Here is a 16192-nt window from a genome sequence, read left to right as displayed (position 1 = left end):
TCGGCAGCCTCATGGCAGTCGCCGCGCTGCTGGTATCCGCCTGCTCCTCCGGTGGGACACCCGACGCGACGATGAAAACCGGAAGCCCGGCGGCCGGGGCGGCGCTGGCCGCGCTGCCGAGGTCGACTCCGGCCGCGCTCACGCCGTACTACGCACAGAAGCTGACCTGGCACAGCTGCGGGGTTCCCGGCTTCCAGTGCACGACCTTGAAGGTGCCGCTCGACTACGCCAAGCCCGACGGCGGGGAGACCCGTCTCGCGGTGGCCCGGAAGAAGGCGACGGGACCGGGCAAGCGGCTCGGGTCGCTGCTGGTGAACCCTGGCGGCCCGGGCGGTTCGGCGATCGGCTATCTCCAGCAGTACGCGGGGATCGGCTACCCGATGGAGGTGCGGGCCCAGTACGACATGGTCGGGGTCGACCCACGCGGCGTCGCGAGCAGCGAGCCCGTCGAATGCCTCGACGGCCGTGAGATGGACGCGTACACGCAGACGGACTTCACGCCCGACGACACCAAGGAGACCGGTCGGCTCGTCAGCGCGTACAAGAAGTTCGCGGAGGGCTGCGGAGCGGACGCCCCCGGCCTGCTCCGGCATGTCTCCACCGCCGAGGCGGCACGGGACATGGACCTCCTGCGGTCGGCGCTGGGCGACGACAAGCTGTCGTATGTGGGGGCGTCGTACGGCACCTTCCTCGGGGCGACGTACGCCGGGCTCTTCCCGGACAGGGTGGGCCGGCTGGTCCTGGACGGCGGGATGGACCCCTCCCTGCCGGCCCGCCGGATGAACCTCGACCAGACGGCGGGCTTCGAGACGGCGTTCAAGGCGTTCGCGCGGGACTGCGTGCGGCAGCGGGACTGCCCGCTGGGCACCAAGAAGAGCGAAGTCGGCAAGAACCTCAAGGCCTTCTTCGAGAAGCTCGACGCGAAGCCGATCCCGACCGGCGACACGGCAGGCCGTGAGCTGAGCGAATCCCTCGCCACCACCGGCGTGATCGCGGCGATGTACGACGAGGGAGCCTGGGCCACCCTGCGCGATGCCCTGTCCGCGGCGATGCGGGACAACGACGGCGCCGGCCTCCTCGTCCTCTCCGACAGCTACTACGAGCGCGACTCCGACGGCCGCTACACGAACCTGATGTTCGCCAACGCAGCGGTCAACTGCGTGGACCTCCCGGCCGCCTTCTCCACCCCCGAGGAGGTGCGTGCCGCCCTCCCTGCCTTCGAGAAGGCGTCCCCCGTCTTCGGCAAGAGCCTCGCCTGGGCCACCCTGAACTGCGCGTACTGGCCGGTGGCACCGACCGGTGAGCCGCACCGCATCGAGGCGAAGGGCGCGGCCCCCATCGTCGTGGTCGGCACCACCCGCGACCCGGCCACCCCCTACCGCTGGGCCCAGGCCCTCTCCCGCCAGCTCTCCTCGTCCCGTCTCCTCACCTACGACGGCGACGGTCACACAGCGTACGGGCGGGGCAGCGCGTGCATCGACAAGACGATCAACTCGTACCTCCTCCGAGGGGCGCCGCCTGCTCGGGACAAGCGCTGCTGACAGCGGCGTGTTCGGTGGCCGCGGGTCCCGGAGCACCACGCTCCGGGGCCGGCCCGCGGACGGGTCGGCGGACGAGCGGCGGGCGGGTCGGCGGACGCTCGACGCGCGATGGGCGGAGGCCGAGGGACAGCCTGGGGGAGGCCCGCGGACGGCAGTGGAGGGCTGCGTAGAGGCCCCGCAGGAGCCGGCTAGGGGCGGGGAGAGGCTGTTGAGGGGCTGGTACGGAGCACTCTCAGAAACTGTGTAGACTTACCGACGTTGCTGATCGCACCATAGTGCGGACAGCGCGCCGCCTTAGCTCAGATGGCCAGAGCAACGCACTCGTAATGCGTAGGTCTCGGGTTCGAATCCCGAAGGCGGCTCTTATAGAAGCCCGGGTCAGAAGCAGCTGACCTGGGCTTTTCTCTTTGCCCAAGGCCGAGGGGCGGGGTTTTCTCCGAGGAGGCGCAGAGGACTGCGTGAGCGGGGGTGGCCAAGGGGTCGCCACGTGCGCAGTAACCGTGCAGAGGGGGCCACAGAGCGGCGTGCTCGGTCGCTGTCCCGAGCTGGTCACCGATCAGGTGAGGGTTCCGGAGCGCAACGAGCGAGGCCCCGAGGTGTTGATCGAGATGTCTGTCGTCTCAACCATGCTGCTTGGAGGCCTCGTTGGTCATCCGTCCTGCCGCACTCGACCTGCCGCATGCGCTTGTGGAGCGGGCGACGGTGCCCGTCGTCACCCGTGGGGGCGTGCGGCGCTGCAAGCTCCGCCCGTCCCAGCGGGCGATGGAGGCACTGGTGCACCTGCGCGAACACACAGCTCTGGCACACCACAGTGGTGAGGACCGCTACCGGATCCGGCACCAGCGAGTCCACCGCCCACGCCTGCACCAGCCAGGTCATCCACCCGCTCGCCGAACGTGCGCCGGCTCTGCTGAAGGGTCCTGCGCGAGACCGATGCGGACATCGTCCTGCCGGACGGCACCCCGCCCAGTGCGACCGGGCCGGAGACGGACGAGCCGACCACTCCCGCAGACACCGCCGGCACGGGGTGAACGTGGAGGTGGTCACCGATCCGAACAGCCCGGCCGCTGTGGCTGTGCCCCGCCCTGCCGGGCCGGGCTCACGACCTGACCGCGGCCGCGGCACGGGCACCGGTCGAAGGCGGCGTTTCGCGCCTGAAGTCCTGGCAGATCTTTCGCAGATCCCGATGCGCCCGAATCGCATGACGTCAATCGCCAAAGCCCCCAAGGGTCCGGTCGTCATGGCTGGCCGGATCAACGGTGACTGCCTGTACCAACGAGCTCCGTTGCATCGCGTCCGAAACCCGTCAACTCACCTTGCGTGTCGTTACTCGATCCGCGGGGGCGTCCTGGGCCGGGGCGCGAGGTTTTCGATGCGGCCGCTGGACGGGCCGCCTTGGCGCGGACGTTGCGAAACCATCGCCGGACCCGGGCGGGCGGCAAGACGAGCGATCTAGGCCTGCCCAACAGGGTGGACCTTGCTGGATGCGGTCCCGGCAACCGCCGTGCCAAGTGAGCGTTCGGCGGCGCGGGCCACGGACGGGGTGACGACGGCCGCAAGGACGACGATGGCAGCGATGGTGAGCCAGCCCGCCATGTGCCAGTTCAGGGCGAGATAGGTGTAAGCGGCCGGCGCCCACACGTTGCCGATCGTCTGGCCGACTTGGTTTACGCCCTGGTATTCGCCGCGCCGAGCGGGATCGGACAAGAGCGCCGTGAATCCCCAGCCCGCCGCTGCCTGGAAGAGCTCGGCACCGGTCAATACGACATGCGCCAGCCAAACCAGAGCGACGGTCAGCCACTCGACGCTGCCGTCAGTGAACATGATGATCACGCAGGAGGCGACAAAGCAGGCGGCGCTCCGGTATGTCGCCCGAATCGCGCCTGACAGTGTGTCGGTGCCGCGGGCAGTCATGGTCTGCAGAGCTACCGTCATCAGGGTGTTGGTCGCGACCAGTACTGCCAGGAGCACCCGAGGCGCGTTGGTGTCCTCCACCAGCCAGAGTGGAATGACCACGAAGAGGATTACCTGGTTCGTAGACAGCACACCGCCCAGGACGGAGAGGGCGAGAAACGGACGATTGGTCAGCGCGCCATAGCGCTTCCGATGCTCGCGCCCTTCCGACTGGGTGGGATTCTGGACGGGGCTAGCCGCCTTGGGCAGTCGGGAGATCACCGCTGAGTTGATCAGCATCACCACTCCGACGAACAAGGGGAGCATCCGGATGGCTGTCTCGCTGTCAGTTGCCAGGGCCAGGCCGCCAAGTCCCGCGCCGATGGTGAACCCGGCGTTCAACGCACTTCGGTTGTAGGCGAGCCCCGCGATCCGCTCCTTGTCGGTGTAGAGGTTGAGCACGTACGCGCCATAACCTGCAGCCCCGGCGGCGTTGCTCAGCCCGAGGGCTATGACGATCACCAGGTAGGCGGAGAACCCGCGAACCGCCGGGTAGGCCAGGTAGCAGGCCGCCTCCGCGAGAGACGCCACAGCCCACGCAGCCTTCGGGCCGACCCGGTCAGCGACCCGGCCCAGCGGCACAGCGGCGGCGAACGCGCCGATTCCGGCAATCGTCAGGCCCAGGCCGACAGCGGCAGCGGAGAGGCCTACGACTTTGGTGAAAAAGACTGCGTTGGTGGTGATGTAGCTGCCGGTGCCCAGCCCGTAGAGCAGCGCCTGAGCACTGACTCGCCCCGCAGTCGGCGACGGCGGGGCCATTCGCCGGAGCAGGCGAGGGAACGGGCTGCGAGGGGTAGACGGCGGTACATCTGGGGTGGATCGAGGCATGCGCGGACGTTAACGGAGAAGTTGGCGCGCGTCTCCTGGCATGGGACAGGTCTCCGGCGTTGCGAGTGGGCGTTGAGTCCCGTTTCCTGGGGTTCGGTATCGCCCGCGTGTGATTGCCCATACTTCCGTGGGGGGTGCTGTCCTGTTCTCATGGGCCCTGAGTCGTACCCGAGTGACTTATCGGACAAGCAGTGGGAGCTGGCGCGGGTGGACCGGTCGGTGACCGCTTGTCGGCGTATGCATGAACGTGGCCCTGGCAAGATTTTCGTGAAGCGGGGTGTGCCACCGTGCGCCGGTCACGTGGCCAGGGCGTCCGCTGGACGCGGCCTCTACCGGAAACGGACTTGACGCTCTCTCAGCGCACCTCCGCCTTGGCGGCTGCTGACGGTGCCAATGACTCAACGTCGGAGCCAAACGCACTCAACTGGAATGGCGTGTTCGTGTTGGGGTGTGCAACGGCCCGAAGCCGTACGTCCATCAGGTCGGCTTGCTCTGGCGGCCAGGTCGGATACGCGAAGAACACCAACGGTGGAGCCAGCCCATCGTCATGCACAACACGTGTGAGCACGTCTTCGGAACCGTCGGCTCGCAGCGCAGCGCGAGGTACGGGACGGAACCCCAGCAACCATTTGTATGCTGCCAGGCCGGCCTTGCCGATGTGCCCATACAGGTTGGGCTCCCACCCCAGGCTGACCATTGGCATCTCGTAGGCCCTGACGACATTCATCATGGCAAGATCGAGTAGCCTGGAGAAGTTGTGGCTTCGCGGGCCGCCCCGTTCGCCGTACATCGCGCGCGTGTAGACACCGCGGCGGTGGTCGTTGAGCGTAACTATGCCGGCGCGCATGTTTCCTTGGGCGTCTCGGATTGCCAGCATTTCCACGTCCGGCCCGATGCCCACCACCTCTTCCGGTGAGCTCACAAGTGGGGTTGCGAAGGCCATGCCGGCCAGGGACGCTCGGTAGAGTGGCAGCCATTCCTCGGCCAGGGCATGCGTGATTTTCTCGACATGCTCAAGCGTCATCGTGGAGGCCCGGAAATCCCTGAGTGCCGTTCGCACGGTGCGCCGCTCGGAACGCCCTAGCCCCTCGACGTATTCCTCTTCGGATCCCTTCGGATACGCGAGCCAGACGACGTTGGTGGGCCGGAAGCGGAATCCGTCGGTCAGCCACTCGCCGCCGGATGCCGGCGGCGGCGCCACGTTGACGACGTGCAGGTCTTTGCGGAACCTGAGTGCCTTCCACGTCAAGTGGTCGTTCGCTGCGAGGGTAGCCGTGACCAGTCCCTCATGATGCTGCAGCATCCGTAGCCCTCCTGTATCTCATCGAATACATCAGGCCGTCCACGACGCCGCCACCGAGACCGTTACCGATCTGCGCAAACAGATGGCCCACCCGGCCGAGGAACTGACCGAGGCCGAGACCCGGCAGACCGAGCTGGCGACCGCCCGGAAGGTCATCGAGAACGCCCTCTCAGCGCACCGCCACCTTGGCGGCTGCTGACGGTGCCAATGACTCAACGTCGGAGCCAAACGCACTCAACTGGAATGGCGTGTTCGTGTTGGGGTGTGCAACGGCCCGAAGCCGTACGTCCATCAGGTCGGCTTGCTCTGGCGGCCAGGTCGGATACGCGAAGAACACCAACGGTGGAGCCAGCCCATCGTCATGCACAACACGTGTGAGCACGTCTTCGGAACCGTCGGGTCGCAGCGCGGCGCGAGGTATGGGACGGAACCCCAGCGACCGCTTGTATGCTGCCAGGCCGGCCTTGGCGATGTGCCCATACAGGTTGGGCTCCCACCCCACGCTGGCCAGTGGCATCCCGTGGGCCCGGGTGACATTCATCAAGGCGAGATAGAGCACCCGGGAGAGGTTGTGGCTGCTTCGCAGGCCGCCCCGTTCCCCGTACAGCCCGGCCGTGTAGACACCGCGGCGGTGGTCGTTGAGCGTAACCATGCCGGCGCACATGTTTCCTTGGGCGTCTCGGATCACCAGCATTTCCACGTCCGGCCCGATGCCCACCACCTCTTCCGGCGAGCTCACAAGTGGGGTTGCGAAGGCCATGCCCGTCAGGGACGCTCGGTACAGTGGCAGCCATTCCTCGGCCAGGGCATGCGTGATTTTCTCGACATGCTCAAGCGTCATCGTGGAGGCCCGGAAATCCCTGAGTGCCTTTCGCACGGCGTACCGCGGGTTATGCCCCAGCCCCTCGACGTATTCTTCTTCGGATCCCTTCGGATCCGCGAGCCAGACGACGTTGGTGGGCCGGAAGCGGAATCCGTCGGTCAGCCACTCGCCGCCGGATGTCGGCGGCGGCGCCACGTTGACGACGTGCAGGTCTTTGCGGAACCTGAGTGCCTTCCACGCCAAGTGGTCGTCCGCTGCGAGGGTAGCCGTGACCAGTCCCTCATGCTGCTGCAGCATCCGTAGCCCTCCGGTATCTCATCGAATACATCAGGCCGCCTTTACCGCCGCCCGTTGGCCGCCGAGTGCACGCGCGATCGCCAGAGCCGCGCCGACCATCAGCACACCCCCGATGACCAGGGTTGCGCGAGGGGTCAGTTCAGCGCTGACAGGACCCACCAACACCTGCCCCAGCGGTACGCCGACGAAGGACCCGAGGGCGTCATACGAGTACACCCGCCCTAGCTTGTCCGGCTCGATCCTGTCCTGGAGGGTCGTCTCCCAGACGGTGCCGAAGATCTCCATTGACAAGCCTCCGACGAATGCGGCCAGTAGCAACACCGCGAATGACGGATAAACGCCCAGAGTGAGCGGCAGCGCGGCGCCGAGGGGAAGCGCCAGGAGTCCGGCGCGCAGCGAGATTCGCCGGCCGCTTCTCATGATCAGAACGGCCGCTACTGTCAAGCCGAAGACTTGGGCGCCGAGTACGAGGCCCCAGAGGTGACTGCCGAAGGTTTCCTCGGCCATGATCGGCCCCAGCACGGGGATGGTGCCGGAGTAGCACAGGTTCATCAACGTTGAGCCGACGATGGCCTGCCACAACCACTTCTGCTCCGAGAAGGCCACCCAGCCGCCCCGGACCTGGCTCATCAGCGATTCCTTCTGTGACGCAGTGCTGGCTGCGACCCGGACCCTTGAAAACAGGACTCCGGCGACGGCAAAGCAGAGCGCGTCGAAGGCGATCAGCCAGCCAGGGGCGGCTACGAGCAGGAATAGCGCCGCGAGTGCTCCGGAGGTCACGGAGCACAGATTCAGGGTCAGTCGCATGGCCGCGTTGGCCTGGGGGCGCATGTTGGACGGCACGGTCTGCGGCAGTAGCGCCGACGAGGCCGGGGACGCGAACGCCGCACAGATCCCGTTCAGCAGGGCCAGTAGAGTCAGCGGGGCCAGGGAGCTGCCACCGGACAAGACGTACCACGCCACGACCCCTTGCGTGACGGCGCTGGCTGCACTCGACCCCTCGAGGACCACGGACCGTGGGAACCGGTCGGCGAGGATTCCTCCAGCCAGAACGAACAGCAGGTTGCCGGCGGACCTCGCGCCGACAACGATGCCTATGGTGGCGGCGCTCCCGCCGGCATCGATGATGGCGAGCGCGAGTCCGATGGGCGCAACGGTGTTGCCCAAGATCGACATCGTACGGCCCGCGAGGAGCCACCGGAAGGCGGCGGGAAGCTCGGTGAAGGTACGGAACCTCAAGCGCCTTCTCCGTCTCGGTGCCCATCAATGACCAACAACACCGCTCCTATGCCGATCATCGAATTGCCCTCCGATGCATATAAGGCTCGCTCAGAGTGCACAGTCATGCGGAGCCAACTTCCTGCCGGCCCCGAGGTTTTGCGCAGTCGCCATAGATGCGCCATGCCTCCCCCTTGGTAATTGCATGGATACGATCGGCGGCCTCGGGATCGAACAGGATCCAAGTGCGGCGGCGAGTTGAGAGTTCTTCAGCGAGTGAGGTTTTGCCTGCGTCAAATGCCGTGTTCAGTAAAAGAGTCATGGACTTGAGGGCAGTTTGGCACGACGAATTGAGTTCACCACTCAAAGCCCTCCGAAGGGTGCGCCCCGATTTAGGTGTAGTGGCCCGGTCAGGTCTTGAAGTCGTCTGGGATGCTAATCACAGCCTCCCTTAGCCGTCAATCGGCGGCCCAGGCGCTGGAGTTGCGGTCGAAGACCGTGCCGGCGTGCTCGGAGGGCCGGCGGAACTCGCAGGTCGCGGAGGGCATCGGGGTCTCGCGGGAGGCCGTGCGCAAGTGGCGCGCCCGGTTCGCCGCCGACCGGCTTGAGGGGCTGGTGGACAAGTCGCGCTCGGGCGCCCCCGCGGAAGATCACCGATGAGCAGGTCGAGGGCCTGATCGCCAAAACGCTGGGGGAGAAGCCGTCGTCGGGAGATTCGCACTGGTCGACCCTGTCGCCGGCCAATGCGGTCGGGATGTCGTCGCCGTGTCTCGCGGAGGCTGACCAGGCTCGCCCCGAGAGCGAGCGGACCGTGTCCGGTCGGCGGAGCGGGAGCCGGAGGCTGTGGTCGGTCACTGCCATATGTCAGGAGCGACGCAGGACGGCCCCAGCTTAGACTCAGGGGGCCCGTCGATAAATTGATGGTTTCTCGACGAGCCCAGGATCCCGGCCTCCTAACCAATTGTCTGCTTTCCACCGGGCGCCTGCAGCCACTCCGTCGTGCTCACAGCGGCGACCGGACGAGCTTGGCTACCGCAGGATGACGAAAAAGCGGGCAAACGAAAGGGCGCCGCGGCCCTGGTGGCTTACTTGGGCTGCGTCTGCATTCGTCACTTCGTGGCGTAAGGGAAGCATCCTTGTTCCAGCCGTGTAACCAACCGTTCGCATTTGCTGCTTCGGTGCACGAACTGTCTCCACTTTGACGAAGGAAGCTGGCTGAGTCATGAGCGCCGTGTCCATCCATATGGTTCTGCATGACCTTGCTCAGGCGGATCCTGCGCGTCCCGCACTGATCCACGGCGATGAGGTCGTCAGCCGAGGTCAGCTCGATGCCCGGTCCGACGCCGTCGCCGAGTGGCTGGCAGCGGAGGGGGTCCGAGCCGGCAGCATCGTCCCCCTTCAGCTGGAGACATCACCTGCACTGATCGCCGCGGCCCTCGGTGTGCTGAAGCTCGGCGCCGCTTACACGGTCATGGATCTGGAGTGGAACGCGCGGCGCCTGCGGCGGATCGACGAGATCCTCGGCGGCGCCCTCGCGGTCGCCGCGCCGGGCCGGGCCAGCGGTTGCTTCCGGCGTGAGATCGAGTTGCCCGGCTTCGACACGCCCTCTGGGGACTCCACGGACCACGCCTGGAAATCGGTCCCCGCTGCAGGCACCGATATCGCGACGGTCTTCTTCACTTCGGGCAGCACCGGCGAGCCGAAGGCGGTGCTCTCGACGCACGAGGCGACCCTGCGAATGTTCACCGGGGAGGGCATCGCCTCCATCGACGACGAGACCGTGCTGGCGCACCTGGGTTCCTCGAACTGGGACGCCCTTCCGTTCGAGGTGTGGGGCCCGCTCCTGCGCGGCGGCGCGTCCTTGCTCCGGAAGCATCGGGCACTCACGCCCGACGAGCTGCGTCACGAGATCTCGGACCACGGCCTCAACACCCTCTTCGTCACCTCTTCGCTGTTCAACGTTCTGGTCGACGAGGATGTGTCCGCGTTCGAAGGCCTGCGCGTCGCCATGGCCGGCGGCGAAGCGCTCTCCCCCGCGCATGTCGGGCGCTTCCTGGCCGCGCATCCGGACATCCCCTTCATCAACGGCTACGGCCCCGCCGAGTCGACGTGCATCGCTTTGATGCACCGAGTAACAGTCGACGACACCCGCGGCGCCATCCCGCTGGGCCGACCCATACCCCGCACCGGCGTGCATGTGTTGGACGGCGAGCGGGAGTGCGGCCCGGACGAGATCGGGGAGCTTTGCATCTCAGGCGACGGAGTGTCTCCTGGATATCTCGGTGACGAGGAGTTGACCGCGGCCAAGTTCGTCGAGGTGCTCGTCGGAGGCCGACGTCTGCGGGTGTACCGCACCGGGGACTACGGCAGCAGGACCGCCAGTGGCGTGTTCACCTACGCGGGGCGTCGCGACCGCGAGCTGAAGATCCGTGGACACCGGATCGACGCGGGCCAGATCGAGCGGACGGCAGCCGCTTTCGACGGGGTCGCGCAGTGCGCCGTGGTCCCACTGCTCGGCCTCTCCGGCCGGCCGGAGTCACTCGCTCTCGCCGTGGTCGCGGCCAGTGGCAACTTCGACGAGGAAAGCCTGAGGACTGCGTTGGCGGCCGACCTGCCTCCGGGGTGGGCTCCGGATGTGGTCGTCCGGTTGGCGGCGATGCCGCTGACCAGTAACGCGAAGCTCGACACGGTCGCGCTGCACTCCGCCGTCGTAGAGCTGACCGCTGCTCGCGCAGAGGCCAACTCCAGCGATCCGATCGAGGCTGCTTTCAGCCGGGTTCTCGGTGGCACATCGGTGGATCCCGATGCCTCACTGTTCGACTTGGGCGGCACGTCGCTGGGCGCGGTTCGTCTGTGCACGGCCCTGAGCCGGGTGACCGGCCTCAGCATTCCGGTATCGGTGGTGCGCAGCCACCCGTCGGTCAACGAGATGCGGGTCTGGATCGCCAAGCAGTCCGCAGCGACGCCGGACGGTGCAAACGGGACAGACGCAGCGGACAGCGTGGACGCAGCCGCGCCGTCACCGCTGACCGGGATGCAGTCCGGATTCCTCTTGCCGCACCTCGACGGCAACGACACGCACAATCACCTCTACTTGGCCTGGCGCATCGCCGGCGCGCTCGACATCGACCATTTCGTTGAGGCGCTGCAAGACGTCCACCGCCGCCACCTGTTCCTCCAGGGCCGTTACGCCTTCGAGGACCTGGCCATGTGGAATCGCTCCGACCGCCCGGTCACGGTCGAGCACATCGAGGCCCCGGACGAGGAGACGGCCCTACCGCAGTTGAAGGCAGTACTCGACAGGACCTTCTCCCTGTTCGAAGGAGACGTCTGGCGCGCGGTGCTCTGCAAGCTCGGGGAGCCCGAGCAATGGATCTTCGGCATGTCCGTTCACCACATCGCGTTCGACGGATGGTCCAAGCGGATCTTCGCGGAGGATCTGGCCGAGGCGTACCGCGCGCGGTGCGATGGGCGCGAGACACGGTTCGCGCATCCGGTCGCCGTACCGTCGGAGATCTACGCGGAGACGGAGCGGATCCGGGACTCGGCGGACCTCGCGGCGCAACGGGACTACTGGGCGAAGGAACTTGCCGAGCTTCCGGTCGATCCTGCACCGTGGGTCACGCCCACGCTGTGTACGGAAGTCGGCGTGACGAAGATCGACGTGCCTCTGACGCCGGAGCAGGCGGACTCCCTGGGTCGGCGCTCCATCGGGGGCGGCCTCCTCCCGCTGTTCATCGCCGCGCTCGGCGGAACGCTGTCCGAGGTCACGGGCACCGAGGATGTCACGATCGGCATTCCGATATCCCAGCGTTCCACCCCGGTTCTGCAGGACACCATCGCATGCCTGATCGACACGGTGTGCGTCAGACTGCGGACGACCACAGCTCACGATGCCGCAGCCCAGGCCGAGACCGCAGTTCTCGCCGCCCTGCGCAACAGCGATCTGTCCATCGCCGAGGTGGCCCGGACCGCCGGGCAGGCAGGGCAGCAGCTGTATCACGTCATCGGTGCGGTGCAGGACTCGCCCAGCGCTGAGCTCCAGCTCGACGGCTGCGCGGTGCACGGGATCGAGCTGCCGTACGTCCGCCTCCAGGTTCCCCTGCTCGTCGAACTGCTCGCGGACGACGGCATCGCGTCGACGGTGCGGGTCTCCTACGAAACCGCGCTGGTGACCGAGAGTACGGCCCGGAGCATCAGCGGGCGTCTGGTCGCCCGGCTCACGGAAGAGAGTGGCAGTGGAAGCGGAGGGCCGGGTGGCGCATGAGCAGGGGCAGCTGACGGAGCGCTTCGCCGGTACGGTGCGAGCCTCGCAGTAGACGAGGAGTTGGCAACGCGAATGCCCAATGTCTGCACCCGCCCGGACGCCGGCGCGCACACATCAGGATCCGCGACGCCGGCCTACGCCGAACTCTCCGCGCAAGCACGGGCCCTTGCCGAGGAGTTGCGCGAGGCGGGAGCTGGACTCTTACTTCCCCGACATCAGCAAGCGGGCATCGAAGACCTCTTCGGTAATGACAATCAAAGGAGCCCCCAAGTATGAAGACCGAATACCAGAACGTCTCGGACCGCACAGCCGCACTCACGGAGATCTGGCGCGAAGTCCTTGGGAAGGAGGACCTCGACGAGACCTCGGACCTCCTCGACAGCGGCGGCACGTCCCTGCACCTCCTTCAGATCGTCGGCAAGGTCTACGACGTCCTCGGTGTGGACGTCCGGCTGCGCGACCTCTTCACGCACGCCTCGCCGCAGAGTCTGTCGGCATTCATCGACAACTCCCAGGCTTAGCTTGGTGTTTGACCTTGGGTGTCACCCGACCTGCTCATCTGCGGTTCTACCCGGGACTGCCGAGACGGCCGTTCTCCACGCTTCGAGATGTCGAGTAACGAAGTGCGAGAGAACGGCCGCTGTGTATGAGTCCCCCAGTCACCGGGCCCGCCGGCAGGGCGGTTCCAAGGTCTTGATGATCAAGTGAGTGTGCTGGTCACGGCCGCATGAGGATGCGCTGGTGGGCCATGACGGACGCATCGAAGCTCCGGTCGACGGGGTGAGCTCGACAAGTGAGACTCCCGCCTGAGCCTGGGCTGCGGGTGGTTACGCTGCGGGGGCGAGATCTGGTTGCAGCAGCGATCTCCGCTCTGAGTAGTTCGAAAGAGCTTTCGGTTGCGGCGCTTTCGTAACATGATCCGGTCCGTCCCATGCTCGCCTCAGCTCCAACTTCCTTATGTGCCTGTGGAATTCACCAGCAGCGAAAGGAACTCGCCCATGGACCAGAGCGAACGCCCTGTGGTTCTCGCACTCGACTATCCCGGATACCGGAAGGAAGCCCGGATCGACGAACTGGCCCTGGAGCGGCACGGGGTGCGAGTCCACGACCTGCTGCCCGCCCCCCTGCCGAGGGCGGTGAACGGCGCGGACTACGCGGCCCGCCTGTTGGCGAACGTGCCGGCCGGGACGGGCCCGGTCGCGGCGGTCGCCGCATACTGCGCCTCGGCGCCGCTTGCCTTCGAGGTGGCCGCCGCCCTGGGTGGGGAGCCACCGGTGATCATGCTGTTCGACCCCGAGGTCACGTCGCTGGAATCGATCACGGCGGAATACCGCGCGCGGCTCGCCGGACTCGGCGTCCAGCTGGACGAACAGGAGCTGAACGAGCGCGCCGACGCCGACACCCTGGCCGAGGACCCGGAGCGCTTCGTCGCCGACCTCACCGGCGAACTGGCCCGCCATGCCTTTGCGGCGCTACGTGCGGCAGGCGCCAACGAGTCGGAGATCGCGGCAAGCGCCACGCAAATGGTCAGTGCATACACGGACTGGCTCAGCCATCTGGTGGCGGCCCACCACGCCCGTACTCCGACCTGGGAGGGGCATGTGCTGCGCGTTGACTCCGCGGACGCCGACCCGGAAGGTTACGCCTGCACTGCCGGGCACCAGCGCGCACTGCGCTTGAGCTGCGACCGGTTTGAACTGCTCAGGGCCGAGGAGACGCGTGCCGCGGTCCTTGAGGCGCTGGGCCTTCCGCTTGCGTCGGGCACGAGGGAGAGGACAGAGCGTTGCCCAGCCGAGTAGTTGAGTTGATCGCCTCCCAGGCACAGCGCCGCCCTCTGGCAGCCGCCCTGGTCGCACCCGACGGCAAGCTCGACTATGCCGAACTCGACCGCAGGTCGGCCGACTTGGCCGGCCGCCTGACGCGACACGGGGCGCGCCCCGGCGACGTCGTGCTCGTCCAGGCTTCCCGCGGAATCGCACTCGGCGTAGCTGTCCTTGCGGTGCTCCGGTCGGGCGGGGCCTTCTGCGTGGTGGATCCGAACTATCCGGCGGACCGCATCCAGCACATGTGGCAGCGTTGCGGTGCCCGGTTCGCGCTGGTCGAGCCCGGTCTGCGGCTCCCGGACGTTCCGGACGGGCCCGTCGTGCTCCCTCTCCGGGAGGACCCCGCTGCCAGCACCGCGCACGATGCCCCGGCACCTGACCGAACGGAGCCGGGCGGCGAGGATCCCGCTTACGTGGTGTTCACGTCCGGGTCGACAGGAGGGCCCAAGGCGGTTTCCCTGCCGCACCGTTGCCTGGACAATCTGATCGAGTGGACGCTGGCCAGTACGTCACCCGAGCCACTGAGCACGCTGATGTTCGCCCCGCTCGGCTTCGACATATTCGTCCAGGAGGTGTTCACAGCCTGGTGCAGTGGGGGCTGCCTGTACACACCGTCAGACGCCGAACGCGTCGACTTGCAGCGTGTGTGGGAGCTGTGCCGTGCATGGGAGATCCAGCGGATCTTCCTGCCGCCCGTGGCGCTGCGTCGACTCGCGGAGCTGACCGTCGAGTTCGGCATAGTGCCCGGCGCGTTGCGCGAAGTGGCAGTGGCGGGAGAGGCGCTGCAGATCACGCCTGCCGTCCGGGAACTGTTCCGACGGCTGCCCGCGGCGCGTCTGCACAACCACTACGGCCCGGTGGAGACCCATGTCGCCCTCGCCCACACCCTCACCGGTCCGTCGCACTCCTGGCCCGACTTTCCCCCCATCGGGCGTCCGCTGCCCGGCATGACGGCCCATGTCATCCCGCAGGAGGAGGGCGGCGAGCTGTGGGTGGCGGGGGTCGGCCTCGCCCGCGGGTATGTGGGTGATCCACAGCAGACGGACGCGCGGTTCCCCAGCGTACAGATCGAGGGACGGACCGTACGCGCGTACCGCACCGGTGACCTCGTGCGCGAGCGGCCCGACGGAGCCCTGGACTATCTGGGCCGGGCCGACGACCAGCTCAAGATCCGCGGATACCGGGTCGAGCCCGGTGACATCGAGGCAGCGCTGCTCCGCCACCCCGCGGTCCGGGAGTGCGCCGTGGTGGCCTGGACGCCGCCCGACAGCGAGGAACGCAGGCTGGTTGCTCATGTAGTGCCTGAGCCGGGCTGCTCACTGGAGACCAGCGAACTACGCGCACATGCAGCACAGTTGCTGCCGAACTACATGGTTCCTCACCACGTGGTCCACGCGTCCGAACTGCCGCTCTCCCCGCACGGGAAGATCGATCGCCGCCGCCTGCCGGCCCCCGGCGATGCTCGTGACTGCGCCGGGCCGCTCCCGGAACCCGCCGATATGCAGTCGGCCGTCGCCGGCATCTTGTCGACCGTGCTCGGCGTTGCCGACATACCACCCGACCGGCACTTCATGGACCTGGGCGGCACCTCGCTCTCCGCCGCGCTGGTTGTCACCCGCATCCATCAGCGCTTCCAAGTCCAGGTGTCCGTGCAGGAGTTCCTGTCCGAGCCCACGGTGGAATCGGTCACCGCGCTGATCAGGGGACGAACTGCCGCATGACCGTTCCAACCGCACATACGGAGCGCGCGAACGTCCGAGTCCTGGCGGTGCAGTACCCAGGGCGCCAGGACGGCTGTGCCGAGCCCGTCGTCGAGAGCGTCGCGCGGCTCGCGGACGAGATCGCACGACTGCCGGCCGCATCGCAACTGGCCTCTCCGCCGGTCCTGTTTGGACACAGCCTGGGCGCTCTGGTCGCCTTCGGGACGGGCTGCCCGGCTCGAGTACCGCTACGGTGGCGCGCCTGCAGCTCTCCTGCCCCATTACCGCTTGGACGGGCCGGGACGACGAACTCATATGAGGCTGCTGCTGATGGCATCCTCCCTGCTCCTGTTGCCTGTTAGGACTTCAGAGGCTCCTGCGTCAGTAATCTGAACCAGATTCTTCATGCGGTCGGCAGGGGCCGTTGTCGCGGCCGAAA

The 16192-nt window shown here is 67.2% G+C and carries 12 protein-coding genes, 1 tRNA gene and 1 pseudogene; 9 read left to right on the top strand and 5 right to left on the bottom strand.

Translation table 11 applies throughout. The features are described 5' to 3' along the window. The first annotated feature begins 11 nt into the window (after positions 1 to 11). From OG331_RS23005 to OG331_RS22995, 3 genes and pseudogenes are all read left to right on the top strand, one after another. Positions 12 to 1541: an alpha/beta hydrolase gene (locus OG331_RS23005; protein WP_406210223.1), complete on the top strand. Its 1530-nt coding sequence runs from the start codon at positions 12 to 14 to the stop codon at positions 1539 to 1541. A 288-nt stretch (positions 1542 to 1829) separates the two neighbouring features. Next, positions 1830 to 1903: transfer RNA gene (locus OG331_RS23000), tRNA-Thr, on the top strand. Positions 1904 to 2186: 283 nt separating this feature from the next. Beyond that, a pseudogene (locus OG331_RS22995) lies at positions 2187 to 2763 on the top strand (transposase family protein); the annotation flags it as partial. A 230-nt stretch (positions 2764 to 2993) separates the two neighbouring features. Here OG331_RS22995 and OG331_RS22990 read toward each other — a convergent pair. From OG331_RS22990 to OG331_RS22970, 5 genes are all read right to left on the bottom strand, one after another. Continuing rightward, a complete protein-coding gene (locus tag OG331_RS22990; protein ID WP_406199168.1) occupies positions 2994 to 4253 on the bottom strand; it encodes an MFS transporter in 1260 nt (419 codons plus the stop codon). A 424-nt stretch (positions 4254 to 4677) separates the two neighbouring features. After that, the gene (locus OG331_RS22985) at positions 4678 to 5625 is read right to left on the bottom strand and encodes a hypothetical protein (protein WP_406199167.1); all 948 of its coding nucleotides are present in this window, start codon (positions 5623 to 5625) and stop codon (positions 4678 to 4680) included. Positions 5626 to 5794: 169 nt separating this feature from the next. After that, positions 5795 to 6745 carry a hypothetical protein gene (locus tag OG331_RS22980; RefSeq protein WP_406199165.1) on the bottom strand — a complete coding sequence of 317 codons (951 nt, stop codon included), beginning with the start codon at positions 6743 to 6745 and terminating at the stop codon, positions 5795 to 5797. A gap of 30 nt (positions 6746 to 6775) precedes the next feature. After that, a complete protein-coding gene (locus OG331_RS22975; protein WP_406199163.1) occupies positions 6776 to 7984 on the bottom strand; it encodes an MFS transporter in 1209 nt (402 codons plus the stop codon). Positions 7985 to 8087: 103 nt separating this feature from the next. Then, on the bottom strand, positions 8088 to 8285 hold the full coding sequence (locus OG331_RS22970) for a hypothetical protein (protein ID WP_406199160.1): 198 nt from the start codon (positions 8283 to 8285) through the stop codon (positions 8088 to 8090). 224 nt (positions 8286 to 8509) lie between these two features. Between OG331_RS22970 and OG331_RS22965 the strand changes: the two genes are divergently transcribed. The 6 genes from OG331_RS22965 (at position 8510) to OG331_RS22940 (ending at position 16115) form a co-directional block, all read left to right on the top strand. After that, positions 8510 to 8623 carry a helix-turn-helix domain-containing protein gene (locus OG331_RS22965; protein ID WP_406210221.1) on the top strand — a complete coding sequence of 38 codons (114 nt, stop codon included), beginning with the start codon at positions 8510 to 8512 and terminating at the stop codon, positions 8621 to 8623. A gap of 562 nt (positions 8624 to 9185) precedes the next feature. Beyond that, on the top strand, positions 9186 to 12230 hold the full coding sequence (locus OG331_RS22960; protein WP_406199158.1) for an AMP-binding protein: 3045 nt from the start codon (positions 9186 to 9188) through the stop codon (positions 12228 to 12230). A gap of 272 nt (positions 12231 to 12502) precedes the next feature. Next, complete coding sequence (locus OG331_RS22955) at positions 12503 to 12751, top strand: acyl carrier protein (protein ID WP_406199155.1); 249 nt, start codon at positions 12503 to 12505, stop codon at positions 12749 to 12751. Positions 12752 to 13228: 477 nt separating this feature from the next. Next, entirely contained in the window at positions 13229 to 14029 is an 801-nt protein-coding gene (locus OG331_RS22950; RefSeq protein ID WP_406199153.1) for a hypothetical protein, read from the top strand. Next, the gene (locus tag OG331_RS22945) at positions 14014 to 15774 is read left to right on the top strand and encodes a non-ribosomal peptide synthetase (RefSeq protein ID WP_406199151.1); all 1761 of its coding nucleotides are present in this window, start codon (positions 14014 to 14016) and stop codon (positions 15772 to 15774) included. The genes OG331_RS22950 and OG331_RS22945 overlap by 16 nt, the downstream gene beginning before the upstream one ends. Next, complete coding sequence (locus tag OG331_RS22940; RefSeq protein WP_406199149.1) at positions 15771 to 16115, top strand: alpha/beta fold hydrolase; 345 nt, start codon at positions 15771 to 15773, stop codon at positions 16113 to 16115. Before OG331_RS22945 ends, OG331_RS22940 begins: the two co-directional genes overlap by 4 nt. The last annotated feature ends 77 nt before the right edge of the window (positions 16116 to 16192 follow it).

The organism is Streptomyces sp. NBC_01017, assembly GCF_045162795.1.
GTDB lineage: Bacteria > Actinomycetota > Actinomycetes > Streptomycetales > Streptomycetaceae > Streptomyces > Streptomyces machairae.
The sequence above is the reverse complement of the archived record's forward strand: the minus strand, read 5'-3'. Positions and strand labels throughout refer to the sequence as shown.

Excerpts from the sequence above, each read along its gene's own strand:
- OG331_RS23005 (WP_406210223.1), top strand. The coding sequence starts at position 12 with ATGGCAGTCGCCGCGCTGCTGGTATCCGCCTGCTCCTCCGGTGGGACA.
- OG331_RS22990 (WP_406199168.1), bottom strand. The coding sequence starts at position 4,253 with ATGGCCCCGCCGTCGCCGACTGCGGGGCGAGTCAGTGCTCAGGCGCTG.
- OG331_RS22985 (WP_406199167.1), bottom strand. The coding sequence starts at position 5,625 with ATGCTGCAGCATCATGAGGGACTGGTCACGGCTACCCTCGCAGCGAAC.
- OG331_RS22980 (WP_406199165.1), bottom strand. The coding sequence starts at position 6,745 with ATGCTGCAGCAGCATGAGGGACTGGTCACGGCTACCCTCGCAGCGGAC.
- OG331_RS22970 (WP_406199160.1), bottom strand. The coding sequence starts at position 8,285 with ATGACTCTTTTACTGAACACGGCATTTGACGCAGGCAAAACCTCACTC.
- OG331_RS22960 (WP_406199158.1), top strand. The coding sequence starts at position 9,186 with ATGAGCGCCGTGTCCATCCATATGGTTCTGCATGACCTTGCTCAGGCG.
- OG331_RS22955 (WP_406199155.1), top strand. The coding sequence starts at position 12,503 with ATGAAGACCGAATACCAGAACGTCTCGGACCGCACAGCCGCACTCACG.
- OG331_RS22950 (WP_406199153.1), top strand. The coding sequence starts at position 13,229 with ATGGACCAGAGCGAACGCCCTGTGGTTCTCGCACTCGACTATCCCGGA.
- OG331_RS22940 (WP_406199149.1), top strand. The coding sequence starts at position 15,771 with ATGACCGTTCCAACCGCACATACGGAGCGCGCGAACGTCCGAGTCCTG.